23 protein-coding genes are annotated in these 23,506 nt (G+C 70.8%); 10 read left to right on the top strand and 13 right to left on the bottom strand.

Features of this window, described 5'->3' with window-relative positions; translation table 11 throughout:
- Nucleotides 1–140: 140 nt before the first annotated feature.
- Nucleotides 141–1,655 (top strand): CehA/McbA family metallohydrolase, encoded by a 1,515-nt coding sequence (locus ABZX90_RS14330; protein WP_355204724.1) that lies wholly within the window; start codon nt 141–143, stop codon nt 1,653–1,655.
- Between the two features lie 94 nt (nt 1,656–1,749).
- Here ABZX90_RS14330 and ABZX90_RS14325 read toward each other — a convergent pair whose 3' ends face one another.
- On the bottom strand, nt 1,750–2,586 hold the full coding sequence (locus ABZX90_RS14325) for a calcium-binding protein (protein ID WP_355204720.1): 837 nt from the start codon (nt 2,584–2,586) through the stop codon (nt 1,750–1,752).
- 285 nt (nt 2,587–2,871) lie between these two features.
- Nucleotides 2,872–3,312 (bottom strand): ATP-binding protein, encoded by a 441-nt coding sequence (locus ABZX90_RS14320; RefSeq protein WP_355204717.1) that lies wholly within the window; start codon nt 3,310–3,312, stop codon nt 2,872–2,874.
- A gap of 212 nt (nt 3,313–3,524) precedes the next feature.
- On the opposite strand from ABZX90_RS14320, the gene ABZX90_RS14315 reads away from it, so the two are divergent.
- Together ABZX90_RS14315 and ABZX90_RS14310 are read left to right on the top strand one after the other, a co-directional pair.
- On the top strand, nt 3,525–4,376 hold the full coding sequence (locus ABZX90_RS14315; RefSeq protein ID WP_355204714.1) for a helix-turn-helix transcriptional regulator: 852 nt from the start codon (nt 3,525–3,527) through the stop codon (nt 4,374–4,376).
- A 10-nt stretch (nt 4,377–4,386) separates the two neighbouring features.
- A complete protein-coding gene (locus ABZX90_RS14310) occupies nt 4,387–4,578 on the top strand; it encodes a DUF397 domain-containing protein (RefSeq protein WP_355204711.1) in 192 nt (63 codons plus the stop codon).
- Between the two features lie 12 nt (nt 4,579–4,590).
- On the opposite strand, the gene ABZX90_RS14305 is transcribed toward ABZX90_RS14310, so the two are convergent.
- Nucleotides 4,591–5,442, bottom strand: coding sequence for an endonuclease/exonuclease/phosphatase family protein (locus ABZX90_RS14305; RefSeq protein WP_355204708.1), 852 nt, complete (start codon nt 5,440–5,442; stop codon nt 4,591–4,593).
- Nucleotides 5,443–5,534: 92 nt separating this feature from the next.
- Between ABZX90_RS14305 and ABZX90_RS14300 the strand changes: the two genes are divergently transcribed.
- Nucleotides 5,535–5,930, top strand: coding sequence for a nitroreductase/quinone reductase family protein (locus tag ABZX90_RS14300; RefSeq protein WP_351120446.1), 396 nt, complete (start codon nt 5,535–5,537; stop codon nt 5,928–5,930).
- Nucleotides 5,931–6,253: 323 nt separating this feature from the next.
- The gene (locus ABZX90_RS14295; RefSeq protein WP_355204705.1) at nt 6,254–7,120 is read left to right on the top strand and encodes a DUF4232 domain-containing protein; all 867 of its coding nucleotides are present in this window, start codon (nt 6,254–6,256) and stop codon (nt 7,118–7,120) included.
- A gap of 26 nt (nt 7,121–7,146) precedes the next feature.
- Here the strand turns inward: ABZX90_RS14295 and ABZX90_RS14290 are convergent, their stop codons facing one another.
- Together ABZX90_RS14290 and ABZX90_RS14285 are read right to left on the bottom strand one after the other, a co-directional pair.
- Nucleotides 7,147–7,908, bottom strand: a complete 762-nt coding sequence (locus ABZX90_RS14290) for a TetR/AcrR family transcriptional regulator (RefSeq protein ID WP_351120450.1) — start codon at nt 7,906–7,908, stop codon at nt 7,147–7,149.
- 44 nt (nt 7,909–7,952) lie between these two features.
- Entirely contained in the window at nt 7,953–8,702 is a 750-nt protein-coding gene (locus ABZX90_RS14285) for an SDR family oxidoreductase (protein ID WP_351120452.1), read from the bottom strand.
- Nucleotides 8,703–8,920: 218 nt separating this feature from the next.
- On the opposite strand from ABZX90_RS14285, the gene ABZX90_RS14280 reads away from it, so the two are divergent.
- Both ABZX90_RS14280 and ABZX90_RS14275 read left to right on the top strand, forming a co-directional pair.
- Nucleotides 8,921–9,151, top strand: a complete 231-nt coding sequence (locus ABZX90_RS14280; RefSeq protein ID WP_355204702.1) for a hypothetical protein — start codon at nt 8,921–8,923, stop codon at nt 9,149–9,151.
- The gene (locus tag ABZX90_RS14275; RefSeq protein ID WP_355204699.1) at nt 9,148–9,447 is read left to right on the top strand and encodes a type II toxin-antitoxin system PemK/MazF family toxin; all 300 of its coding nucleotides are present in this window, start codon (nt 9,148–9,150) and stop codon (nt 9,445–9,447) included. Before ABZX90_RS14280 ends, ABZX90_RS14275 begins: the two co-directional genes overlap by 4 nt.
- 37 nt (nt 9,448–9,484) lie before the next feature.
- Here ABZX90_RS14275 and ABZX90_RS14270 read toward each other — a convergent pair whose 3' ends face one another.
- From ABZX90_RS14270 to ABZX90_RS14240, 7 genes are all read right to left on the bottom strand, one after another.
- On the bottom strand, nt 9,485–10,069 hold the full coding sequence (locus ABZX90_RS14270) for a hypothetical protein (protein ID WP_355204696.1): 585 nt from the start codon (nt 10,067–10,069) through the stop codon (nt 9,485–9,487).
- Between the two features lie 99 nt (nt 10,070–10,168).
- Entirely contained in the window at nt 10,169–11,644 is a 1,476-nt protein-coding gene (locus tag ABZX90_RS14265) for an aldehyde dehydrogenase family protein (protein ID WP_355204693.1), read from the bottom strand.
- Complete coding sequence (locus ABZX90_RS14260; RefSeq protein ID WP_355204690.1) at nt 11,641–13,371, bottom strand: D-aminoacylase; 1,731 nt, start codon at nt 13,369–13,371, stop codon at nt 11,641–11,643. Before ABZX90_RS14260 ends, ABZX90_RS14265 begins: the two co-directional genes overlap by 4 nt.
- Before the next feature lie 14 nt (nt 13,372–13,385).
- On the bottom strand, nt 13,386–14,504 hold the full coding sequence (locus ABZX90_RS14255) for an LLM class flavin-dependent oxidoreductase (RefSeq protein WP_351120462.1): 1,119 nt from the start codon (nt 14,502–14,504) through the stop codon (nt 13,386–13,388).
- Nucleotides 14,505–14,602: 98 nt separating this feature from the next.
- A complete protein-coding gene (locus tag ABZX90_RS14250) occupies nt 14,603–15,379 on the bottom strand; it encodes a glucose 1-dehydrogenase (RefSeq protein WP_355204686.1) in 777 nt (258 codons plus the stop codon).
- A gap of 11 nt (nt 15,380–15,390) precedes the next feature.
- Nucleotides 15,391–16,332: an LLM class F420-dependent oxidoreductase gene (locus ABZX90_RS14245; protein WP_355204683.1), complete on the bottom strand. Its 942-nt coding sequence runs from the start codon at nt 16,330–16,332 to the stop codon at nt 15,391–15,393.
- 172 nt (nt 16,333–16,504) lie between these two features.
- Nucleotides 16,505–17,764, bottom strand: a complete 1,260-nt coding sequence (locus ABZX90_RS14240; protein WP_355204680.1) for an amidohydrolase family protein — start codon at nt 17,762–17,764, stop codon at nt 16,505–16,507.
- Nucleotides 17,765–17,988: 224 nt separating this feature from the next.
- Between ABZX90_RS14240 and ABZX90_RS14235 the strand changes: the two genes are divergently transcribed.
- The 3 genes from ABZX90_RS14235 (at nt 17,989) to ABZX90_RS14225 (ending at nt 21,707) form a co-directional block, all read left to right on the top strand.
- The gene (locus ABZX90_RS14235; RefSeq protein WP_351120470.1) at nt 17,989–20,946 is read left to right on the top strand and encodes a BTAD domain-containing putative transcriptional regulator; all 2,958 of its coding nucleotides are present in this window, start codon (nt 17,989–17,991) and stop codon (nt 20,944–20,946) included.
- 217 nt (nt 20,947–21,163) lie between these two features.
- Nucleotides 21,164–21,337, top strand: a complete 174-nt coding sequence (locus ABZX90_RS14230; protein ID WP_266759824.1) for a hypothetical protein — start codon at nt 21,164–21,166, stop codon at nt 21,335–21,337.
- Between the two features lie 190 nt (nt 21,338–21,527).
- Nucleotides 21,528–21,707: a hypothetical protein gene (locus ABZX90_RS14225; protein WP_351120472.1), complete on the top strand. Its 180-nt coding sequence runs from the start codon at nt 21,528–21,530 to the stop codon at nt 21,705–21,707.
- A gap of 134 nt (nt 21,708–21,841) precedes the next feature.
- On the opposite strand, the gene ABZX90_RS14220 is transcribed toward ABZX90_RS14225, so the two are convergent.
- Nucleotides 21,842–23,482, bottom strand: a complete 1,641-nt coding sequence (locus tag ABZX90_RS14220) for a fatty acid--CoA ligase family protein (protein WP_355204675.1) — start codon at nt 23,480–23,482, stop codon at nt 21,842–21,844.
- Nucleotides 23,483–23,506 lie beyond the last annotated feature (24 nt).

The following is a 23,506-nucleotide window of genomic DNA, read 5'->3' as shown; positions in this document are numbered from 1 at the left end:
CGCGCGGCATCTGTCGGTCTCCCCGAAAGCCGCCGATTCCCCTGGCGTGCACCTCTGTTCACAGCCTGCTCCCACAGTGGTAAGTGACACTCCGTATCACTCATGTCACTGTCACGCCCGACACCCTGGGGAGCAGCAGTATGTGTGAGGACGACCACGGCATAGGCAGACGCGCTCTGTTCGTGACGGGAGCGGCGGCCGCGCTTACGTTGGGAAGCGTGACCTTCCCCAGCGGTGCGGACGCGGAAGCGGCGGACAATCAGGAGACGAGGACGGTGCGCGGCACCCTCCCCACCGGCTCCCCCGACTTCGTGTATCTCCCGGTCGAGGTACCGGCCGGGGTCGCGGAGATCAAGGTTTCCTACACCTACGAGAGGCCGTCCGTCCCTGCCGGCACCATGGGCAACGCCCTGGACATCGGCATCTTCGACGAGCACGGCACGGAGCTGGGCGGCCGGGGCTTCCGTGGCTGGTCGGGCGGCGCGCGCACGGAGTTCTTCATCCGCTCCGACGACGCGACCCCCGGGTACATCCCCGGCCCGGTCCGTCCCGGCACCTGGCACATCGCGCTCGGCCCGTACACGGTGGCGCCCCAGGGACTCACGTACGAGGTCACCATCACCCTGACGTACGGCAAGGGGGCCGCGACCCCGGAGCCGGTGTACCCGCCCTCGCGTGCCAAGGGCCGCGGCCGCGCCTGGTACCGCGGCGACTGCCATCTGCACTCCTGGTACTCGGACGGCCGCCGCACCCCCGCGGAGATCGCGGCGCTGGCGCGGGCGGCGGGCCTGGACTTCATCAACTCCTCGGACCACAACACACATTCCTCGCACCCGCACTGGGCGGACCAGGCGGGCGACGATCTGCTGATCATGCTCGGCGAGGAGGTCACCACGCGCAACGGGCACGTGCTGGCGCTCGGCACGGATCCCGGCACCTTCGTCGACTGGCGCTACCGGGCCCGCGACAACCGGTTCGGCCGCTTCGCCCGCCGTATCCGCGGCGCCGGCGGGCTCGTGGTGCCCGCGCATCCGCACGCCACCTGCGTCGGCTGCGGCTGGAAGTTCGGCTTCGGGGAGGCGGACGCGGTCGAGGTGTGGAACGGCCCGTACACCCCCGACGACGAGGTCACCCTCGCCGACTGGGACAACCTGCTGGTCGCTTCCGTGCGCGGGGGCCACGACTGGCTCCCGGCGATGGGCAACAGCGACGCACACCGCGACCCCGACCCGGTCGGCAGCCCGCAGACGGTCGTCCTCGCCGACGATCTGACCCGCGAGGCCATCCAGGAGGGCATCCGCGCGGGCCGCTCCTACGTGGCCGAGTCGAAGCTGGTCTCCCTCGCCTTCAGGGTGTCCGGCGCCAAGGGCGAACACGCGGGCATCGGGGAACGGTTGAGGGTCGCCCCGGACACCCCGGTCACGGTCCGCCTGGAGGCCTCCGGCGCCCCGCGCTGCACCGTCCGCTTCGTCACCGACCAGGGCGTGCTGTTCACCAGCGACCCGCTGCCGGTCTCAGGCTCCGGCACGGTCGAGTGGCGTACGACGGCACAGTACGCGGCCTACGTACGGGCGGAGTTGCGCCACGAGACGGCGGCGGGACCGGTTCCGGGGGCGTTGGCGGCGTTCACGAACCCGATCTTCCTGGGGTCGTAGCCCAAAGGGAGCGTGAGGGAAACCGCGCTCCCTCACGCCCACCCCTGGCGGCCCTGAGTTTCTCGTTGATCTGGGGCCGGCTCTGGTTCTGGCTCTAGTTCTGGTAGACCTTGTCGGTGCCCGCGCCGCCGGAGAGCGTGTCCGTGCCCGTGCCGCCGTGCAGCAGGTCGTTGCCGGTGTTGCCGTAGATCGTGTCGTTGCCGCCGTCGCCGTACAGCTTGTCGTTGCCCCTGCCGCCGTAGACGAAGTCGGCATCGGCGCCGGCGTGGATGACGTCGTTGCCGTCGTCCCCGAACAGCTCGTTCGGGTGCCCTGTGGAGGTGCCGGTGAGGCTGTCGTTTCCGGGCCCTCCCTGGCACCTGGAGTCGCAATTGGTGAGCGTGTCGTTGCCCGCGCCGCCGTACGAGCCCTCGCCATAGACGCCCCCGCCGCCGTCGAGGCGGTCGTTGCCGTCGCCCCCGAACAAAATGGTGCCGCCATCGCCCTTGATGACGTCGTTGCCCTTGCCGCCGGAAATCGTGGCCAACGCGCCGGTGGCGGTCACGGTGTCGTTGCCGTCACCGAGGTCGGCGTTGTAGTGGTCCATGTCGCCGGTGCCGCCCACGCCGATCACCGCCGTGCACTCGACGACCTTGTGATCGGTCGCCGACGGGTAGGTGCACTTGTCCGTGGAGAAGGTTATGTCGTAATTGTCGCGGAAGGTGATGCGGAGGTAGTAGTAATCCTCGGAGCCGGCGTCGACGTCCTTCGTGGTGACTCTCAGGTTGTTGGTCTGTCCGGCGGCGGCTTTGTACGAGAATGTGCCGTACGTAGCGCGGGTGAGCGTGGCTGAACTCGCCGTGGCCGCCTGGGCGGTGGACACCGAGAACAGGCCTCCGCCGAGAGCGAGACCGAGAGCGGCAGTGGCGGAGATTGCCCTTAACGTGCGCATGCAGAAATAACCCTTCACGGAATCAGTGATGATCAGGCCCGACGAAGAAAAGCGCCGGTGAATTCGCCGTCACCGCCGCCGCCGTCACGGTGGTCAGCGGGCAGCGATCGGTGATCAAGTCGTGAGCTCGCAGCTATGTGCGGGGCTGCTGTTGTTTCTGGTTCACACGCTTGGACAGCGCACCCCAGGCGGGGGTTGTAGCGGAATCCCACTCAGTTCTCGCAGGTCACCTTGATTCCCCTGCCATTAACCCGCCGGACACTCGTATGCAGCCTTCTCTTCCGTTCACCGGGCCCCCGCCCCGCCCCCGCACTCCGCCCACAGCAGTTTCCCGCCTCTCGACCCGCCCATCTCGCGCAGCACGGAGACGCCCCACGCGTCGGCGCAGGCGCGTACGAGCTGCAGGCCGCGGCCGTGTTCGGCTTCGGGCGGTGCGGCGGGTGCGTGCGGGGCTCCGTAGCCGGGCGGGACTCTCGGGTCGGTGTCCCAGACGGCGACCGTCAGCCGGTCCGGCTCTGTCGAGAGGACGCGGAGGGCGTACGGGCCCCGGGTGTGCAGGTGGGCGTTGGTGAGCAGTTCAGAGGCCAGGAGTTCGGCGGTGGGGGCGAGTTCGGTGAGGTCGTGCGCGGCAAGGACGGTACGGAGGGTGGCTCGGGCGATACCGGGGGCGCGGGGATCGTGCGGGAGTTGGAGGGTGTAGGCCCACGGCGGCGATACGGTGGCCATCCGAAGTCTCCGATCACGAGAGGGGGGTTGATCTCTTCGTCTCCGGTGCCCAGTGACCTGGCCGCTCCGTCGAGCGGGGTGCTTCTGGGCGGGGTGCCTGAATACGAAGATAGGGCCCCGCAAATTAAATTTGCGCCAGTTCGAGATGATCCCGCCCGACTTCCCTCGTGTGAGTGACAACTCAACTGAACTTGCGCGCCCGAGGAGTTCGCATGACCGCACGGCCTGCCCCCACAGCGCGGCGAATCCGCCTGGCCGCAGAGCTGCGCAAGATGCGCGAGCGCGCGGGCATGACGTCAACCGAGGCCGCGCGGGCCCTCGGAACCAGCCAGGGTCAGCTCTCCAACGTCGAACTGGCACGGTTCGGCGTGAGTCCCGACCGAATCCGGGCCCTGGCCCGCTTGTACTCGTGCCCCGACCAGGCTTTCGTCGAAGCCCTGGTCGAGATGGCGACGGAGAAGACGCGAGGGTGGTGGGAGGCGTTCCGCGAGACGCTGCCGTCAGGCCTTCTCGACCTCGCCGAACTGGAACATCACGCCACCGCCGTACGCACCGCGTACACCACACACATCTCGGGGTTGCTCCAGACCCGCGAGCACGCGCGCGAGATCTTCCGCCACGTGATCCCCGCCCCCACTCCCCCGGAGATCGAGCACCGTGTCGCGCATCGCGTCATGCGGCAGGACGTCATCTACCGGCCCGACCCGATCACGTACCGGACCGTCATCCACGAGGCGGCCCTGCGCATGCGCGTCGGCGGACGGGAGGTGGCACGCGCCCAGTTGCAGCACCTCCTCTACATGGGCGAGCGGGACCACATCACCGTGCGGGTACTTCCGTTCGGCGTCGGAGCGTTTCCGGGGTCGGGCCAGTCCATCAACTACCTGCACGGTGCCGTCCCCCAACTCGACACCGCTCAACTCGACCAGTTCCACGGCCCCGTACTGCTGGACGCCGAGGCACTCTTGGGGAAGTACCGCACCCTGCTCGACATCGTCGAGGACACCGCCCTGAGCCCGGCGAAGTCCCGGGATCTCATCCGTGCCATCGCCCAGGACCTGTAGAGGAGCCCCTATGTCCAGTCACGACTGGCAGAAGTCGACCTACTGCCAGGAAGGCGACGCCTGTCTCCACGTTGCCGCCGGCCGCGTTGCAGAAACGGTCCACCTGACCGAGAGCGCCGACCCCGCCCACTCCATACTCTCGACCACCCCCGCCGCCTTCGGTGCCCTTCTCCGCGTACTCAGGGACGACGACCGCGGCTGAACCGTCGGGGCTTCAGGGCGCGTCCTGACCGTCCGCGGAAAGGGACACCCCGGGAAGGGACAGGTCGGCCACGACGGCCGCGTGGTCCGAGGGCCACACCCCGCCGACCGGCCCGTCCCCGGCCCGCCGTACGGACCGGACGTGCCCGAGGCCGCCGGGGCCGGGCGGGCCGACGTGGACGTAGTCGATGCGTACGGCGGGGCTGTGCGGGCCGACATGTGCGTTCGCCGGGTTCCAGGTGGCCGAGGGTGCCGTCGGGCCGGCGTACTCCCAGGCGTCGAGGAAGACCTGTCCGGGAACCGCGGGGGACGTCTTGTATCCCCCGAACAACCGGATCTCGTCGGAGTCCGGCCAGGCGTTGAAGTCACCCGTGACGACCGGGGGGAAGTCGGTGCCGCCCCGGTGCGCGGCGACGAACTCCGCGAGGGCGGTGACCTGTTCGCGGCGTACGCCCGAGGCGTGGACGGCCGAGGTGAGGTGGGTGGTGAAGAAGGGCACCTCGTGGGTGGGCGTGGCCAGGCGGGCGTGCAGGGCGAGCCGTCCGTCGTACAGCTCCTCGGGGGCGGGCAGCCGCAGCACCTCCTGCGCCACCACCGGCCAGCGGCTCAGCACGGCGTTGCCGACGTCGACCGTGGGGTCCCCGATCCGCCGCTGCCAGCGGTCCGAGGCGTCGGAGGCGGCCCAGGTCCAGTGCATCCCGAGCTCGTCCGCGAGCCATCCGGCGAGGTTCTGCCCGCCGCACTCCCACACCTCCTGCAACCCGACCACGTCGGGCCGCAGTTCGCGCAGCACGGCCAGAATGGCTTTCTGCCGCTCCTCCCATGGCCCGAACCGCCACCAGAGGTTCCAGGTCACGACCCGCATCCTCAGCCACCTGCTCCCGTCGCGCGACATCGGGGACCATTGAAACAACTCCCTTGTGCCACACACCAGCCCGGACAGGAGCCCCACCGACCATGGCCCGACTCACCGACCTCAGGTTCCGCACCACGACCGCCTTCCAGCGGCACCTCGTCAACCCGCTCGCGCGCCGGATGCCGTTCCAGACGCTCCTGGAGACCACCGGCCGTGTCTCCGGCCTGCCCCGGCGCACCCCGCTCGGCGGCCGCCGCGTCGGTGACGCCTTCTGGCTGGTCTCGGAGTTCGGGGAACGGTCTCAGTACATACGCAACATCCAGGCGGACCCGAGGGTGCGGGTGCGGCTCCGCGGCCGCTGGCACGAGGGCACGGCGCACCTCCTCCCGGACGACGACCCGGTGGCTCGGCTGCACACCCTGCCCCGGGGCAACAGCACGGCGGTACGGCTGATCGGTACGGGGCTGCTGACGGTGCGGGTGGACCTGCGGGGGTGAGGCGGCCGGGGTCCTCGCATCCCGGAAAGGCATCCCAGGCTTCCGCGTTTCCGCAGGTCATCCAGGGTGGGATGGTTCCACCGTCCCGGGTTGGGGGGCAGCTGTTGCCCCAGCTCCGCGAGGAATCCCATGCTGTGGATGTCGCACCGGCTGAGCAGGTCGTCCGCTCGGCAGCGCCGACACCCCGGCCCGCCCGTCCACAGGGACACCCATGTCCTCATGCACTCAGGACGGGCGGATGCCCAGGGCGGATTCCCCGAGTGGGTGCCCGGCCGCCGGCGCGTGCGACCTCCATACGGATCGGAACAGGAAACGGGGACACCATGAACACGCCTGCCCGCAGGAACCACAAGAACCCGAGCAGCTGGAAGTCCTATGCCCTCGGGGCCGCGGCGGCCGCCGCGCTGCTCGCGACCACGGCGTGCGATCCGGGCGCGGCCGAAGGTTCGGACAGCTCCAAGTCCTCGGCCCAGCCGAGCGCGACGGCTTCGGCGAAGCCGGGCGGTGCTTCGGGCAACACGGGCGGCGACGGGGCCGGGAGCGGTGGCAGCAGCGCCGGGAGCGCCGGCAGCAGCGCGGGGAGCGGTGGCAGCAGCGCGGGGAGCGGTGGCAGCAGCGCGGGGAGCGGTGGCAGCAAGGGCAGCAGCGCGGGCAGCGGTGGGGGCACGAGCAGCGCCGGCGGCACGGGCGGCCGTGGCACCGGCAGCGGTGGTGGCACCGCAGGCGGTGGCGGCAGCACCGGCGGTGGCGGCAAGGAGGCGATCGCCGCGTGCTCCCAGACGGAGCTCGGGGTGTCCGCGGTGAAGGAGCGGGACGCCAGGCACCTCGTCCTCACCGTCCAGAACGCCGGCGACAAGAAGTGCAACCTCTACCGCTACCCTCTCGTGCGGCTCGGTGACGGTCGGACCACGGCCCCCGTGATCAAGGAGAGCGACGCGACCCCGGGGGTACCCGTCACCCTCGCTCCGGGTCAGGAGGGATATGCCGCTCTGCTCGTCAACGGCCCCATGGACGAGTACGAGGCGAAGAGCATCACCCTCAGCCTCCAGGGCAGCACACCCGGCAGCAGCGCGGGCAAGCCGATCGATGTCCCCATGCCCGTCGACACGTTGTACGCCAACGACTTTCAGCGTGTCACCTACTGGACGACCGCTTCCGGCTACGCCCTGGACTTCATCATGTCGAAGTAGCGAAGTGACGGACCCCAACCGGGACTTCAACCCGTGTTGGACAGGCGGTCCAGCCACTCGGTGAACAGGGCCGTCTCGGCGGAGGTGAAGGCGGGGCTCGGGTTCCGGCGGAGCTGTGCGCCGAGGCGGGTCGCCGTGGCCGGGACGGTGGAAACCTCGGAGCCGGCCGCCCGCGGCTCGGGAGCGGTCACGTCCGGGGTGAAGACGGAGACGTGCACCGCATCCCGTACGCGGCGCGACAGGCTCTCGTCCATGAAGGTCGCCGGGCGGGAGACCAGCATCAGGCAGACGCCGACGTTGGCGGACATGATCATCTGCGCGGCGAGTTCGGGGGCGAGCCGCAGCTTGCCCTGTTCGGCGACGCGGCGCAGATCGCCGGTGAGGATGCGGTGGGCCTCCAGCGCGGCGGCCGGCGGGGTACGCATCGCCGGGGAGTTCATCAGGCGGTAGAGGTTCGGGTTCCGCAGGGCGAACTCGGTGTGGCCGTCCCAGCCCTCGCGCAGGTCCTGGACCGGGTCCGTGCCGGGGTGCCGTTCCCGCTTGGCCGCCAGGTAGCGCTCCCAGCCGTGGTCGACGACGGCCGACAGCAGTCCTTCCTTGTCGCCGAAGTGACGGTAGAGCGCGGGGGCGCCGACCCCGGCCGCCTCGCACACGGCCCGGGTCGAGACGTCACCGTCCGGGGACCGCGCGACCAGTTCGGCGGCCACGGCGAGGATGCGCGCCCGGGTGCTCACGGGCGCGTCGGCGGCGGGGCCGGCCTCGCCGCCGGTGATGGCGTCGCTGCTCATCTCGGGGGTTCCTGACGTCGTCGGGGCGGGAGGACCGTGGGGTATCAGGCGATGCCGCCGTTGGCGCGCAGCACCTGGCCGTTGACCCAGCGGCCTCCGGGTCCCGCGAGGAAGGCGACGACGGAGGCGATGTCCTCGGGGGTGCCGAGACGCTCCAGGGGCGGCTGGGCGGCCATCCGCGCGATGGTCTCCTCGTCCTTGCCGTCCAGGAAGAGGGCGGTGGCGGTCGGGCCTGGGGCCACGGCGTTGACGGTGATGTCCCGGCCGCGCATCTCGCGGGCGAGGATCAGGGTCATGGCCTCGACGGCGCCCTTGGTGGCGGCGTACGCGGTGTAGCCGGGGATGGCGAGGGCCAGCACGGAGCTGGAGAAGTTGATGATCGCGCCGCCCGTGCGCAGCCGGCGCGCGGCCTGCTGGTCCACGACGAACGTGCCGCGGATGTTGGTGCGGTGCATCCGGTCCAGGGCGTCGAGGTCGAGGTCGACGAGCGGGGCCAGGGTCATGACACCGGCCGCGTGGACGACGACGTCGACGCCGCCGAAGACCTTCTCCGCGGTGTCGAAGAGGGCGGCGACCTCCGCCTCCTCGGCGACGTCGGCGCGGAAGGCGACGGCCTGCCCGCCCGCCTCACTGATCGCGGCGACGGCCTTGTCGGCCTCGGCGGCGTTGCCCGCGTAGTTCACGACGACGGCGTATCCCTCGCCGGCCAGCCGCTCGGCGGTCTCGCGGCCGATGCCGCGGGACCCACCGGTGACGATCGCGACGCGCGGGGAGGTGCTCGGCTGCTCGCTCATGGCGTTGCTCCTTGTCTCGGCCGGGGTAGCGGTGTTCACCATCGCGCTGAAAGCAACGCTAACATTCATGCCGTAGCATCGCTACCCGGCGAGGTCCGCCGTACCGGCAGGGGCGCCGACGTCGCGAGGTCGACGCTTCGGAGCGCCTGCCCCGCGCTCCGGGATGGACTTCTCCACAGTCGCCACACGCATCACCCCATCGGCCGTACGATGCTCGTATGACGGTCAACATGACGATGAGCCTGCCCGACGAAGTGGCCGCCTTCGTGAAGGCCAAGGGGAACGCCTCCGCGTACACCGCGCGGATACTGCGCCGGCAGATGCTCACCGAGGAGCTGGAGAGGTCCGCGCGGCTGCGGGCCGAGGCGGGCATAGTGATCACCGCCGCGGAACCCGTCGAGAGCGAGGACGCCACACTGGAGCGCTGGGGACGGGTGGCGGGCAGGTGAAGCGCGGCCACGTCTTCGAGCTGTCGTTCGCCGGAGGGCCCGCGCACGTCCTGGTCGTGTCTTCGGACGCCCTCAACGAGCGGAACAAGGCAGCCACGTGCGTACTCGTCTATCCCCAGCGGGTACGCGAGGCGACCCTCGTCGACATCCCGGTCGACACCCCTTCGTCGGGCACCATCGTGCTCGGCGAGTTCCGCACCCTCTCGACCGCGTGCTTCACCCATGACCTGGGGCCGGTCGACGAGCGGGTCATGGAAGCTGTGGAGATCGGCCTCCGAGCCGTCCTCGACATCTAGGGTCCGTCTTCGGACGAGGAACGGGCCCAGCGACGCCTCAACGAAGTCGAGCCGACCATCGACGGCCGTTCTGACGGCCGTAACGCGCCCTGTGCCAGGCCACCTGCTCGGCGTTCATTGATGACGAGAGGGCATGCACGTCGCCGAGACGTGCGCCGCCGCGCCGACGTCCCCCCTTTCCAGGTGACCGGCGCACCATGACGGACATCTGGGAGGCGGGCTGCCAGTGCAGGCTGTAGGCCGGAGCGTTGGCGTCCGGGACGTCCTCCATGCGTATGCCGCGCCTGGCCGCCAGCCGCTCCAGTCTGCCGAAGTCGAGGTGACGGTCGAACCGGCCGTACCGATCACGAATCGCGCTGTTGACGACGCCGCCGCCCCAGGAAAGCCGATGCGCCTGAAGGGTGAAGTGGTGACCTCGCCAGGGGCGGTCACGCGATTCCCGGTCCCAGAAGAACTCGATCATTCCGTAGTCGCGCCACATGCTCCGGCCGTCGAGAGAGTTCTCGGCGAAGTCGGGGCCCAGGATCGCCGTGACCTGGTCGGGGCTGTCCGTCGGCTTGGCGCCGAGGACCGTTCCCGACGTGATCACGTCCAGGTAGAACGCCAGGGAATGCGGTGTCAACTGGTCTTTCCTTGAGAGCCGGAGCGGTCGGCCCGGCCCAGGTGACCTGTACTCCGTGAAGATCCGCCGGACAGCCTTCGGCCGCCCCGCGCCAGTGTCTCACCCCGGCCACACGATCGCCTGGGTCTCGCTGTACGCGTGCAGGGCGTACGACCCCACGTCACGCCCGACGCCGCTCTTCTTGAAGCCGCCGAAGGGGGCCTCCATGTTGCGGCCGACGGTGTTGACGCCGACGCCGCCCGCACGCAGCCGGCGGGCGACCCGGAAGGCGCGGGCCACGTCCCCGGACCAGACGTAGTCGATCAGGCCGTAGTCGGAGTCGTCGGCGAGGGCGATCGCCTCCTCCTCGTCGTCGAAGGGCAGGACGACGACGACCGGGCCGAAGATCTCCTCCCGGACGACCCGCATGTCCGGTGTGCAGTCGGCGAGAAGCGTGGGGGCGACATAGAACCCGCTGGGCAGGGAGGGCCGTTCGCCGCCGGTCACCACCCGTGCGCCCTCCTTGCGCCCGAGTTCGACGTACGACTCGACCCGGTCGCGGTGGGCCGCCGAGATGACCGGACCGACCACCGTGCCCGGCTCCCGCGGGTCCCCCACCTTCAAGTGGCCTGCGTAGGCCGCCAGTTGCTGGACCAGCAGATCGTGCGCACCCCGCTGCACGAGCACCCGCGTCGGCGCCGTGCAGATCTGTCCGCTGTAGAAGGAGAAGGTCGTGCCGATGCCCGACACCGCCGAGGCCAGATCCGCGTCGTCGAAGACGATCGCCGCACCCTTCCCGCCCAGTTCCATCAGCTGGCGCTTCATGCCGCGGCCGCACACTTCGGCGATCCGCTGCCCGACCGCCGTCGAGCCGGTGAAACTGACCATGTCGACCTCCGGGGAGTCGACCGCGGCCTCGCCGGACTCCGCCGTCGAGCCGCAGACCACATTGACCACGCCCGGCGGAACGCCCGCGGCCTCCAGCGCCCCGGCCATCCGGTACACGGACAGCGGGTCCTGCGGGGCCGGCTTCACGACCACGGTGTTGCCCATCGCCAGCGCGGGGGCGATCTTGCCCGCCGGGTTGGCCCACGGATTGTTGTACGAGGTGATGCAGGTGACCACGCCGACGGGCCGGCGCACGGCGAGCGCGCCCATCACGGCCGCCGCGCCGAAGGGCCCCGCCTCGTTGATTTGCGGCGGCAGCGGCTGCTCGACCGGTTCGGGCCGCGCGTAGCGCCGGAAGCGGGCCATTCCGACCCCGACCTGCATGGCGCGCGCCGTCCCGGTGGTGGCGCCGCTCTCCGCCTGCGCGAGGGCGGCGTACGGCACGAAGTCGCGCTGGATGAGGTCCGCGGCCCGCGCCAGGATCGCGCCCCGCTCCTCGGCGGGCGTGCGCGACCACGGTCCGAAGGCCTCGCGGGCCGCCGCCGCTGCCGCGTGCACCTGGGCCCGCGAGGCCTCCGGGGCGAGCCCGACGACCCCCTCGGTCGCCGGGTCGATCACCTCGTAGAACCCGTGGTCGGGCGCCACCCACGATCCGCCGATGAACAGCCGCTGCTCGGCGGCGGAGGTATTCCCCTCGGCGCCCGTCACCGGGTGCTCACCGTCCGGGTGTCGCGGCCCGACCGCAGCACCTTCCCCGGTACGGCGCCCGTCACCACGTCCTCCCGGATCGACTCGACCCCGTTGACCCACACGGCCGTCACGCCGATCGCCCGCGAGTCCAGCCGCGGGCTGTCACCCGGCAGGTCGTGCACCAGGGTGGCCTTGCCGGCGTCGATCCGCTCCGGGTCGAAGAGCACCAGGTCCGCATGGAATCCCACCTCGATACGCCCTCGGTCGCGCAGCCCGAAGAGCCGCGCGGGATCGTCCGTCAGCATCTTCACCGCCTGCTCCAGGGACGCGAGCCCGCGCCCGCGCAGACAGTCGCCGAGGAACCGGGTGGTGTACGGGGCTCCGCACATGCGGTCCAGATGGGCGCCCGCGTCGGAGCCGCCGAGCAGGACGTCCTGGTGCTGCCAGGTCTCGGCGCGCAGCGCCCAGGAGTCCGGGTCGTTGTCGGTGGGCATGGGCCACAGGACCGTCCGCAGCTCGTCGGCCGCGCAGATCTCCACCAGGCAGGTGAAGGGTTCCTGGCCGCGCTCGGCGGCGATGTCCCGCACCACGCGTCCGGTCAGGCCCTGGTTCGCTTCGCTGTAGGTGTCGCCGATGACGTACCGGCCGAAGTCGGCGAGCCTGCGGAAGACGCCCGCCTCCTTGCTGTCCGCGCGGCGCAGCATCTCGGCGCGGACCTCCGGGTCGCTGAGCTTCGCGATGCGCTCCGGGACGGGCAGCCCGAGGATCGGGCCCCAGCCCGGGATCAGGTTCAGCGCGCAGAAGGTGCCGAGGGACATGTTCATCGGGGTGAGGATCGGCATGGTGAGCGCGACGACGCGGCCGCCGGACTTGCGGGCGCGCTCGCTCGCCTCCAGCTGGCGCGGGACGCGCTCGGGGACGGCGGCGTCGATCGTCAGGACGTTCCAGTTGAGCGGGCGGCCCGCCACCGCGCTCATCTCGACGAACAGATCGATCTCGGCGTCGCTGAACTGGTCCAGGCAGCCGGCCACGATCGCCTCGATCTGGGTGCCTTCGTGCTCCCCCACGGCCTGTGCGAGGGCGAGCAGTTCGGCGGGCCCGGCGTGCCGGGAGGCGACCGGCTTTCCGTCGCCGTCGGAGTGCGTGGAGGACTGGGTGGTGGACAGGCCCCAGGCTCCGGCGGCCATGGCTTCGTGGAACAGTCGCAGCATGGCGTCGAGTTGCTCCCGCGTCGGCTGTCCGCCCACCGCGTCGGGCCCCATCACGTAGCGGCGCAGCGCGCAATGTCCCACCATGAAGCCCGCGTTGACGGCGATCCGTCCCTCCAGGGCGTCGAGGTACTCCCCGAAGCTGTGCCAGGTCCAGGGCGCTCCCTCTTCCAGGGCGACCAGGGACATGCCCTCGACCTTAGACATCATGCGGCGCGTGTAATCGGCGTCCTCGGGGCGCGCGGGGTTCAGCGGGGCGAGCGTGAACCCACAGTTGCCGCCGGCGACCGTGGTGACCCCGTGGTTGAGGGACGGGGTCGCGTACGGGTCCCAGAAGAGCTGGGCGTCGTAGTGCGTGTGCGGGTCCACGAAACCGGGGGCGAGGACGAGACCGTGCGCGTCCTCGCTCGTCCGGGACGGCTCGGTGACCGTGCCGATCACGGCGATACGCCCGTCCCGTATCCCCACGTCCGCGGTGTACGCGGGCGCGCCCGTCCCGTCCACGACGGTCGCGCCCTTGATCAGGTGGTCGAGCATCGCGGAACTACCCCCTAGACGGCTTGGCGGAACCGGGTCGTGCGGTGCACCGGGTCCGTGTCGATCTTCGGAATCACGTGCTCGCCGATCAGCCGGATCGTCTGGAGGGTCTCCTCCTTGGGGACGCCGACGGGCAGTCCGAAGCTGAGCTGGTCGGCACCGGCCTGCTCCCAGCGCTTGCACTGGGTGAGCACCTCGCCGGGGTCGCCGCAGATCAACAGCTCCTCCTCGATGAGGAGTTCGACGAACTCCGCGTTGTACTCGGGGAGCGTCTCGGGCCACACGGGGAAGCCCTCGGGGCGCGGGAAGGTGTCGTGGTAGCGGAAGACGAGGGAGGGCAGGTAGTGCAGCCCGCCGCCGACGGCGATCCGGATCGCCTCGTCGTGGGTGGGCGCGCAGATGGCGGTGGTGGTCACCATGACGTTGTCGTTGACGAAGTCCCCGATGGGTTCGGCGTTCACGACGGCGGTCTTGTACTGCTCCAGGACCCACTCCATGTCGGAGACCTTCTGCACGCTGAAGCCGAGCACCCCGAGACCCTTGCGGGCGGCCATGGAGTACGAGGGCGGCGACCCGGCGGCGTACCACATCGCGGGGTGCGACTTCCCGTACGGCTTCGGCAGGATCTTGCGCGGCGGGAGCGACCAGTGCTTGCCCTGGAACCCGACGTACTCGTCCTGGAGCCACATCTTCGGGAACTCGGCGATGGTCTCCTCCCAGATCTCCTTCGTGTAGTTCATGTCGGTGATGCCGGGGAGGAAACCGAGGATCTCGTGCGAGCCGGCGCCGCGCCCGGACCCGAACTCGAAGCGGTTCTCGGTGAGATGGTCGAGCATGGCGACCTTCTCGGCGACCTTCACCGGGTGGTTGACCTGGGCGAGCGGGTTGAAGATGCCGGATCCGAGGTGGATGCGGTCCGTGGCGTGCGCCAGATAGCCCAGATAGACGTCGTTCGCCGAGAGGTGCGAGTACTCCTCCAGGAAGTGGTGCTCGGACGCCCAGGCGTACTTGAAGCCGGACTTGTCCGCCTGGATGACGTACTCGGTCTCCTCCATCAGCGCCTTGTGCTCCGCGAGCGGGTCGGTCTCGGCGCGCTTGCCCACGTATCCCTGTACAAAGAGCCCGAATTCCAAGGAGGTTCACCGTCCCCATCCAGTTATCTGACGTACCGTCAGATTTGTTGAGCCGACTGTTCCACTGTGCGCATGCACCGTCAATAGCTGATACAGCGTCAGAGAACGCTCACGCCCGCCAGCCAGCCGCCGTCGATCACGAACGGCTGCCCGGTGATGTACGAGGAGTCCTCACCGGTCAGGAACAGGGCCAGCCGGGCCACCTCCTCCGGACGCCCGATCCGGCCGAGCGGCACCAGCTTGCGGTACAGCTCGTCGAGCGCCTGTGACGCCTCCTCGGTGTTCGCGCCCGGGTCGAGCTGCGCCGGGTTGCTCATCGCCGTGTCGACGGCCCCCGGGCAGACGGCGTTGACGCGGATCTTCTTGGCCGCGAGTTCGAGCGCCGCCACGCGCGTGAGACCGATGATGGCGTGCTTGCTCGCGGCGTACGCGCCCACGTACGCCATGCCCGTGAGCCCCGTGTACGAGGCCGTGTTCACGATCGTGCCGCCGCCCGCGGCCGCCAGCTCGGGCGCGAGGGTCTTGATCCCGAGGAACACCCCGACCTGGTTGACCTGCATGATCTGCAGGAACTCGGCCAGCGGGGTGTCGACCAGTTCGTTGAAGCGCAGGATGCCGGCGTTGTTGACCAGCCCGTCGATCCGCCCGTACGCCGCCCGCGCGGACCGCACCGCCGCGCTCCAGTCGGCCTCCTGGCTCACGTCCAGGTGGACGTAGTGCGCGCCGATCTCCTTCGCGAGTGCCTCCCCCTGGTCGTCGAGCACGTCCGCGACGACCACCCGCGCGCCCTCCGCCACGAAGAGCCGCGCTTCCTGCTCGCCCTGTCCGCGCGCCGCGCCGGTGATGAGGACGACCCGCCCGTCCAGCTTGCCCATGCCCTGACTCCCTAGCTGAGGTGGGGCGCGACGTCCGCGCCGAACGCCGTGATCTGGTCGAGGAGTTCACTGCGGCCCCGGTTGCGGAACCGCACCTGTATCTGGTGCACGCCCATCGCGCGGTACGCCCGCAGCGACTCGGCCAGCGCCTCGGGCGCCCCGCTCAGCGTGCGCCGCCCGACCTCCCAGCCGGGCTCACCGACGTACAGCGGCTCGGTGATGGCGCCGATCGTCAGGGGTTCCTCGATACCGGCCTCGGCGCGCAGGGTCCTGAGCCGGGCGATCTGGCCCGGCAGCAGGTCGCGCGGATCGCCCTGCGGCAGCCAGCCGTCGCCGCGCAGCGCGGCCCGGCGCACCGCGGCGGGCGAGGAGCCGCCCACCCACACGGGCACCCGCTCCTGGGCGGGCCTCGGCCGCTGCCCGAGCCCTTCGAAGTCGTACGTCTTGCCGTGGTGGACGGGGAACTCGTCCGGCCCGAGCGCGGCGCGCAGCGCGTCGATCGTCTCGTCGAGGACGGCTCCCCGGCGCTCGAAGTCGGCCCCGACCGCCTCGAATTCCTCCTGCACGTGCCCGGCACCCACCCCGAGGACCAGACGGCCGCCCGACAGATGGTCGAGGGTCGCGTACTGCTTGGCCGTGACGAGCGGGTGCCGGAGCCCGACGATCGCGACATGGCTGAGCAGCCGTACGCGCTCGGTCACGCCCGCGAGGTAGGCGAGCGTGGCGACCGGGTCGTACCAGACCGTGCTCATCGCGCCCGCGAGCCGGCGCGGGATGGCGACGTGGTCGCAGCTCGCGATGTAGGCGAATCCGGCGCGGTCGGCGGCGCGGGCGATCTCGACGAGGTCGTCGGGGCCCGCGTCCGCCTCCCACGGCTCCGCGTAGATCGTGCTCTGCGACTGGACCGGGAGCTGCATCCCGTAGGCCAGTCGCCCCTCGGGCAGTACCTGCATGGGCACGCACCTCTTATCTGACGGTCCGTCATTTTCTGTGCCGCGCTGCCATAGTCGTAGCTGACGAACCGTCAGACAAGGGGTCGGGGCCGGGTATCGCCCCCGTACGGTCGCCGGTCGCCGGTCGCCGGTCGCCGGTCGCCGGTCGCCGGTCGCCGGTCGCCGAAGATGGTCAGCCCGCCCAGAGGCCGTCCGCCGTCAGTCCCAGCAGTTCGATCGCGTTGCGCCGTACGATCCGGTCGACCGTGTCGGCGTCCAGATGGCCCATCTGGGCCTCGCCGACCTCGCGGGACTTCGGCCAGGTCGAGTCGGAGTGCGGGTAGTCGGTCTCGTACAGGACGTTGCCGACGCCGATCGCGTCGAGGTTCTTCAGCCCGAACGCGTCGTCGAAGAAACAGCCGTACACATGGTCGGCGAAGAGCTCGGACGGCGGCCGGTGGACCTTGTCGGCGACGCCACCCCAGCCGCGGTTCTCCTCCCACACCACGTCGGCGCGTTCCAGGATGTAGGGGATCCAGCCGATCTGGCCCTCCGCGTACATCACCTTAAGGTTCGGGAAGCGCTCGAACTTGCCGCTCATCAGCCAGTCGACCATCGAGAAGCAACAGTTGGCGAAGGTGATCGTGGAGCCGACCGCGGGCGGCGCGTCGGCCGAGGTCGACGGCATCCTGCTGCTCGAACCGATGTGCATGGCGATGACGGTGCCCGTCTCGTCGCACGCGGCGAGGAAGGGGTCCCAGTCGTCGGTGTGCACGGACGGGAGCCCCAGATGGGGCGGAATCTCGGAGAAGGCCACCGCGCGTACGCCACGGGCGGCATTGCGCCGTACTTCGTCCGCCGCAAGCCGGGCGTCCCAGAGCGGAACGAGCGTCAGCGGTATCAGACGCCCCTGCGCCTTGGGCCCGCACCACTCCTCCACCATCCAGTCGTTGTAGGCCCGCACCCCGAGAAGGCCCAGCTCACGGTCGGTCGCCTCGGTGAACGTCTGCCCGCAGAAGCGCGGGAAGGTGGGGAAACAGAGCGCGGACTGGACATGGTTGACGTCCATGTCGGCCAGCCGCTGGGGCACGTCGTACGAGCCGGGGCGCATCTGCTCGTACGTGATGATCTCCAGCTTGATCTCGTCGCGGTCGTAGCCGACGGCGGTGTCGAGGCGGGTGAGGGGGCGGTGCAGGTCTTCGTAGACCCACCAGTCGCCGATAGGACCGTCGTCGCCCGGGCGGCCCATGACGGGAGCGAACTTCCCGCCCAGGAACGTCATTTCCTTCAGGGGTGCGCGGACGACGCGGGGCCCTGTGTCCTGGTACTTCGCGGGCAGCCGGTCCTGCCAGACGTCGGGGGGTTCGACCGTGTGGTCGTCCACCGAGATGATCCTCGGAAAGGCGGCCCGGGCGCTCACCGAGGGGCTCTGCTGGGTTTCCGTGGTCTCCATACGGGCCACGGTAGCGCTGATCTGACGGTGCGTCAGCTATCTGTCGGCCGCTACGGACGGCCGTACGGGACGGGTGAATTCGCGGGGATGTATGGGGAGGCCGTGTGAGGACCGTGTGGCCTACCGCACGGCACCCTGTGATCGCTGCCTCGCACGGCTGACGCATCCACCATGAACAAGGCAAACTGGCCTCGTTGTACTGACGGTTCGGCAGGGGGACAGCGATGGACGGTGTGCCGCGGGTACCGAAGCAGTGGCGTCCGGGCTCCGAGGAACCCGCGGCGTTGCGCTTCAGCGTGCTCGGCCCGGTGCGCGCCTGGCTCGGGGACGATCCACTTCCGGCCGGGTCCCCGCAGCAACGCGCCCTGCTGGCCGCGCTGCTGCTCCGCGACGGCCGTACGGCCACGGCGTCCGAACTCATCGACGCCCTGTGGGGCGACGAGCCCCCGTCCCAGGCGCTGGCCGCCCTGCGGACGTACGCCTCACGCCTGCGCAAGGCGCTCGGCACCGAGGTCCTGGTGAGCGAGTCCGGCGGCTACGCGATCCGCTCCCTCGGTGAGGGCGCCCTCGACCACGTACGCGCCCAGGAGCTCGCCGCCGACGCCGAGAAGGCGCGCGGCTCGGGCGACCTGTCCCAGGCCCGTGGCCTCCTCCGGGAGGCCCTCGCCCTGTGGGACGGCGAACCTCTCGCGAGCATCCCCGGCCCCTACGCGGAGACACAGCGGGCCCGCCTGGAGGAGTGGCGCCTGCAACTCCTCGAATCCCGGCTCGACATGGACCTGGAACAGGGCCACCACGCGGAGGCGGTCTCCGAACTCACGGCCCTCACCGCGGCGCACCCGCTGCGCGAACGCCTGCGGGAACTCCTGATGCTGGCGCTGTACCGCTCCGGCCGCCAAGCCGAAGCCCTCGCGGTGTTCGCGGACACCCGGCGGCTGCTCGCCGACGAGCTGGGGGTGGACCCGCGGCAGGGACTGAAGGAACTCCAGCAGCGCATACTCCAGGCGGACCCAGGCCTCGCGGAACCCTCCGCCCCGGCGGCCGAGCCCGCCGCCACCCCCGTCCGCCCGGCCCAACTCCCCGCCACCGTCACCGACTTCACCGGCCGCGCGTCCTTCGTGCAGGAACTGAGCGACGTCCTCGCCTCGGCGTCCTCCGACGAGGGCCGGGTCATGGCCGTCTCGGCGCTGGCGGGCATCGGGGGCGTGGGCAAGACGACGCTCGCGGTGCATGTCGCCCACCAGTCCCGCGGGGCCTTCCCCGACGGGCAGTTGTACGTCGACCTGCAGGGCGCCGGGTCCCGGCCGGCCGAACCGGAGACGGTCCTGGGCGCCTTCCTGCGGGCTCTCGGAACGACGGACTCGGCGATCCCGGACTCGCTGGAGGAACGCTCGGCCCTCTACCGCTCCGTCCTCGACGGCCGCCGCGTCCTGGTCCTGCTGGACAACGCCCGCGACGCCGCCCAGGTACGCCCGCTGCTGCCCGGTACCGAGGGCTGCGCCGCCCTGGTGACCTCGCGCATGCGGATGGTGGACCTGGCGGGTGCCCATCTGGTGGATCTCGACGTGATGTCCCCCGAGGAGGCGCTGCAGCTCTTCACGAAGATCGTGGGCCGGGAGCGGGTCGCCTCCGAGCGGGAGGCCGCCCTCGACGTGGTCGCGGCGTGCGGCTTCCTGCCGCTCGCCATCCGCATCGCGGCGTCACGGCTCGCCGCCCGCCGCACCTGGACGGTGTCGGTGCTCGCGGCGAAGCTCGGCGACGAGCGCCGCCGCCTGGACGAGCTCCAGGCCGGCGACCTGGCCGTCAAGGCCACCTTCGAACTCGGCTACGGCCAGCTGGAGCCGGCCCAGGCCCGCGCCTTCCGCCTGCTGGGCCTCGCCGACGGCCCGGACATCTCCCTGGCGGCCGCGGCGGCGGTCCTCGACCTCCCGGCCGAGGCCACCGAGGACCTCCTGGAATCCCTCGTCGACACCTCACTCCTGGAGTCCGCGGCCCCCGGCCGCTACCGCTACCACGACCTCGTACGCCTCTACGCGCGTGCGTGCGCCGAACGCGACGAACAACCACCGAGCGAACGAGCGGCGGCCCTGTCACGGTTGCTGGACTTCTATCTGGCCACTGCGGCGGGGGTGTACGTCCTCGACCGTCCCGGCGACAAACTGGTGGAGCACCTCGAGCCCACGGAGTATCCGGGCCTGGTGTTCGAGGACCGCCATCAGGCCCAGGACTGGCTGTACGCGGAGGCGGTCTGCACGCTGGCCTGCGTACGGCAGTCGATGGGTCCGGAGACGTTGGCACGGGCCGTCGACCTCCTGTGGGCGGCCTGCGACCTGGCCGAATCGGGAGCCAACTCCAAGGAGTACGAGGCCATCGCCGAGGCCGCGGGCGCCGCCGCACAGACACACGCGGCACCACGCGCCGAGGCCCGGGCGCTCACGACGCTCTCCTTCGTGCACCACATCACCGGCCGGTTCGACTCGGCCGACGCGGCTGCCACCCGCGCCCTCGAACGGGCCCTCGCCACCGGTGACCCGTTGACGAGCTGCTGGTCGTCCAACATCCTCGGCGTGATCGCCCTTTACCAGAACCGTCACGCCGACGGAGAGGCGCATCTGGGCCGCGCCATCGAGAACTTCCGTGCGTGCGAGGACCGTCCGGGCGAGGCGAGCGCGCTGTGCAACCTCTCCCGCATCCACCTCGCCACCGGACGGACCGCGAGCGCGGTGGCACTCGCCCAGCAGGGCACGGACATGTACGACGACATGGGCCACGCGCTGAAGGGCGCGAACGGCCGGTACGCGCTGGGTCTGGCCCTCACCCAGAGCGGCCAGCTCGGGCAGGCTGTCGACCGTCTTCAGGAAGCCCTCGCGGTCTTCAAGGACAGCCGCCAACGGCTGTGGGAGGGCATGACCCTGTTCCGTCTCGCAGAAGCCGACCTCACCGCGCGACGGCCCGCGCAGGCCGCCGCGAACGCGGAGTTGGCGCTGACCGTTCTCCGGGGGATCGGCGGCGACTGGCGGCGCGGCAACGTACTCACCGTGCTCGGCAGGGCGCTGAGCAGCATCGGGCAGATCGGCCGCGCGCAGGTCTGCTGGCGTGAAGCCCTGGACATCTTCCAGGGGTTGGGCGCACCCGAAGCCGATGAGGTGCGGGCACTGCTGAAGCCGCTCGCCGTCGCCTGAGACCGCACGCCTGCACGTTCATCGTTCGTTTATCGCCACCCGGCACTCTCTGGTTGTCGATCCGTCGCGTCGGGGGGCAGACGGGACGACATCCGGCCAACACCTTTAAGGTGAACCGGCCCGGAAGTGCCCGTCCGGCGACCCTCGGGGGAGTTGCCGGGCGGGCCCATCCCGACTACCGCAATCGCAACGAACAGAACTGCCAGGGGAGCCAGTCATGAGTGACGACCTCAGCACCGACAACGTCCACGCCACCGGCGAGCCGACGGCCTCGACGGACAACGTCCACGCCACGGACGAGCCGCTCAAGGGCAAGAACCCGATCGCACCGGGCGAGGACACCGGCGACGCGTCCACGGACAACGTGCACGCCACGGACGAGCCTGCCTGACCAAGGCCACACCACACGGGGATCGGCCGCGGCGGCGCGGAGGGGGAGCCGCCGCGGCCGCCGTGTGTCCGGGCGCTTGATGCGCAGTTCAGGCCAACAATTGGCGCATATGTTCGAATAACTCGAACGGGTGCCTCCTGGACCACTAGCGTCCCTTGTGTCCAGAAGTCCCCTCTCCTCGGGAGTTGGAATGACTCGCACCAAGAAGGCCTTCGTCACCGTGGCCATCGCGGCGGCCGCGGCGATCGGAGCCTCGGTCCCGGCGTTCGCCAACACTCACGTCACGGACACCCCGGTCACCACGGACAACACGCACGTCACGGACACCCCCGTGACCACGGACAACACCCACGTCACCGTTACCCCGTGACCACGGACGCCGCCGTCACGACCTGAGCTGCGGCCATGACCTCGGGGGGCGGCCGGGGCCGAGTGGATCATCTCGGCCCCGGCCGGGCGAGTTCGTTGGCCCGGCGCCGCGGCCCGCACTGCGCGGCGCCGTAGCTAGAACGTCCCGGACCGCAACTCCCCCTTCACCACCTTCCCGCTCGCGTTCCGTGGCAGTTCGCTGACGAAATCGACCGTGCGGGGCACCTTGTAGTTGGCCATCTCGCGGCGGGACCAGGCGATGAGGTCATCGGCTGTGAGGTCGGAGTGCGGGCGGCGGACGACGTAAGCCTTGCCGACCTCGCCCAGCCGGCTGTCGGGTATGCCGATGACCGCCACGTCGGCGATGTCGGGGTGCAGGCCGAGGAGTTGCTCGATCTCCGCGGGGTAGGCGTTGAAGCCGCCGACGATGAACATGTCCTTGATGCGGTCGGTGATGCGGAGGTTGCCCTCGGGATCGAGGACGCCCACGTCGCCGGTGCGCAGCCAGCCGTCCGCGGACAGGACCGCCGCCGTGGCCTCGGGGTCCTCGAAGTAGCCGCTCATGACGTTGAAGCCGCGGACCAGGACCTCGCCGGGTGAGCCGGGGGCCGCGGGGGCTCCCGAGGCGTCCACCACCCGCACCTCGGTGTCCGGGATCGCCCGGCCCGAGGTCGAGGCGATCACCGCCGGAGCGTCGCCCCTGCGGCACATCGTGACGATTCCGCTCGCCTCGGAGAGGCCGTACGCCGTCAGGACCGTGTCCACGCCGAGTTCCGTGCGCAGGCGTTCCACCAGGCGCAGCGGCACCACCGCGGCACCCGTGACCACCAGGCGCAGCGCCGAGAGGTCGTACGTGTCCCGGGACGGGTGGTCCAGCAGCGACTGGTGGAGGGTGGGCGGGCCGGGGAGGACGGAGATGCGTTCCGCGGCCACGTTCGCGAGCACCGTGTCCACGTCGAACACCGGCTGCGGGATCATCGTCGCCCCGCGCATCAGACAGGCGATGATGCCGGCCTTGTAGCCGAAGGTGTGGAAGAAGGGGTTCACGATCAGGTAGCGGTCGCCCTCGCGCAGGCCGGCGAGGTCGCTCCAGATCTCGTAGCCGCGGAGCGTCTGCGCGTGGGTGATCAGGGCGCCTTTCGGGCGGCCCGTGGTGCCCGAGGTGAAGATGATGTCCGAGGGGGAGGCGCCGGACACGGCCGCGCCGCGACGGCGTACGTCGTCCGCGCCCACACCCTCCCCGTCCGCCAGGAAGTCCTTCCAGGTGCGGAAGTCGGCGGGGGCGTCGTCCGCCAGGACGACCACCTGTTCCAGGTGCGGGAGGCCGGGAAGCGGGCCCTCGCCCGGCCGCTCGCCCGTTCCGTCGCCCGGCCCCCCGCCCGTTCCCTCGCCCGCGGCCCGGCGCAGCGACGCCACGTACGAGGTGCCGAGGAACGTCCCCGTCACGAACAGCAGCTTCGCCCGGCTCCGGGACAGGACGTACGCCGCCTCGGCGCCCTTGAAGCGGGTGTTGAGGGGGACGAGGACCGCGCCCGCGGACACCGCGCCGAGGGCGGAGACGATCCAGTCGAGGGTGTTCGGGGCCCAGATGGCGACGCGGTCGCCGAGACGTACGCCGCTCGCCATGCAGGCCGCCGCGGCACGCTCGACGCGGGCGCCCAACTCCTCGTAGGAGATACGCGTCCGGCCCTCGACGACCGCCTCCCGGTCCGCGAAACGGGCCGCCGCCGACCGCACCAGTCCCGGGACGCCGCCCCACTCCAGGTCACCGCGCATCGAGCACCTCCCGCTGAAGCACCA

The organism is Streptomyces sp. NPDC002935, from assembly GCF_040611295.1.
In the GTDB taxonomy this organism is placed as follows: Bacteria; Actinomycetota; Actinomycetes; order Streptomycetales; family Streptomycetaceae; genus Streptomyces.
The sequence above is the reverse complement of the archived record's forward strand: the minus strand, read 5'-3'. Positions and strand labels throughout refer to the sequence as shown.

Coding starts and splice junctions, on each gene's coding strand:
- ABZX90_RS14320 (WP_355204717.1), bottom strand. CDS start 3,312: ATGGCCACCGTATCGCCGCCGTGGGCCTACACCCTCCAACTCCCGCAC.
- ABZX90_RS14245 (WP_355204683.1), bottom strand. CDS start 16,332: ATGCAGGTACTGCCCGAGGGGCGACTGGCCTACGGGATGCAGCTCCCG.
- ABZX90_RS14290 (WP_351120450.1), bottom strand. CDS start 7,908: ATGAGCAGCGACGCCATCACCGGCGGCGAGGCCGGCCCCGCCGCCGAC.
- ABZX90_RS14240 (WP_355204680.1), bottom strand. CDS start 17,764: ATGGAGACCACGGAAACCCAGCAGAGCCCCTCGGTGAGCGCCCGGGCC.
- ABZX90_RS14225 (WP_351120472.1), top strand. CDS start 21,528: ATGACTCGCACCAAGAAGGCCTTCGTCACCGTGGCCATCGCGGCGGCC.
- ABZX90_RS14325 (WP_355204720.1), bottom strand. CDS start 2,586: ATGCGCACGTTAAGGGCAATCTCCGCCACTGCCGCTCTCGGTCTCGCT.
- ABZX90_RS14330 (WP_355204724.1), top strand. CDS start 141: ATGTGTGAGGACGACCACGGCATAGGCAGACGCGCTCTGTTCGTGACG.
- ABZX90_RS14235 (WP_351120470.1), top strand. CDS start 17,989: ATGGACGGTGTGCCGCGGGTACCGAAGCAGTGGCGTCCGGGCTCCGAG.
- ABZX90_RS14295 (WP_355204705.1), top strand. CDS start 6,254: ATGAACACGCCTGCCCGCAGGAACCACAAGAACCCGAGCAGCTGGAAG.
- ABZX90_RS14300 (WP_351120446.1), top strand. CDS start 5,535: ATGGCCCGACTCACCGACCTCAGGTTCCGCACCACGACCGCCTTCCAG.
- ABZX90_RS14280 (WP_355204702.1), top strand. CDS start 8,921: ATGACGGTCAACATGACGATGAGCCTGCCCGACGAAGTGGCCGCCTTC.
- ABZX90_RS14230 (WP_266759824.1), top strand. CDS start 21,164: ATGAGTGACGACCTCAGCACCGACAACGTCCACGCCACCGGCGAGCCG.
- ABZX90_RS14310 (WP_355204711.1), top strand. CDS start 4,387: ATGTCCAGTCACGACTGGCAGAAGTCGACCTACTGCCAGGAAGGCGAC.
- ABZX90_RS14260 (WP_355204690.1), bottom strand. CDS start 13,371: ATGCTCGACCACCTGATCAAGGGCGCGACCGTCGTGGACGGGACGGGC.
- ABZX90_RS14305 (WP_355204708.1), bottom strand. CDS start 5,442: ATGCGGGTCGTGACCTGGAACCTCTGGTGGCGGTTCGGGCCATGGGAG.
- ABZX90_RS14220 (WP_355204675.1), bottom strand. CDS start 23,482: ATGCGCGGTGACCTGGAGTGGGGCGGCGTCCCGGGACTGGTGCGGTCG.
- ABZX90_RS14285 (WP_351120452.1), bottom strand. CDS start 8,702: ATGAGCGAGCAGCCGAGCACCTCCCCGCGCGTCGCGATCGTCACCGGT.
- ABZX90_RS14315 (WP_355204714.1), top strand. CDS start 3,525: ATGACCGCACGGCCTGCCCCCACAGCGCGGCGAATCCGCCTGGCCGCA.
- ABZX90_RS14250 (WP_355204686.1), bottom strand. CDS start 15,379: ATGGGCAAGCTGGACGGGCGGGTCGTCCTCATCACCGGCGCGGCGCGC.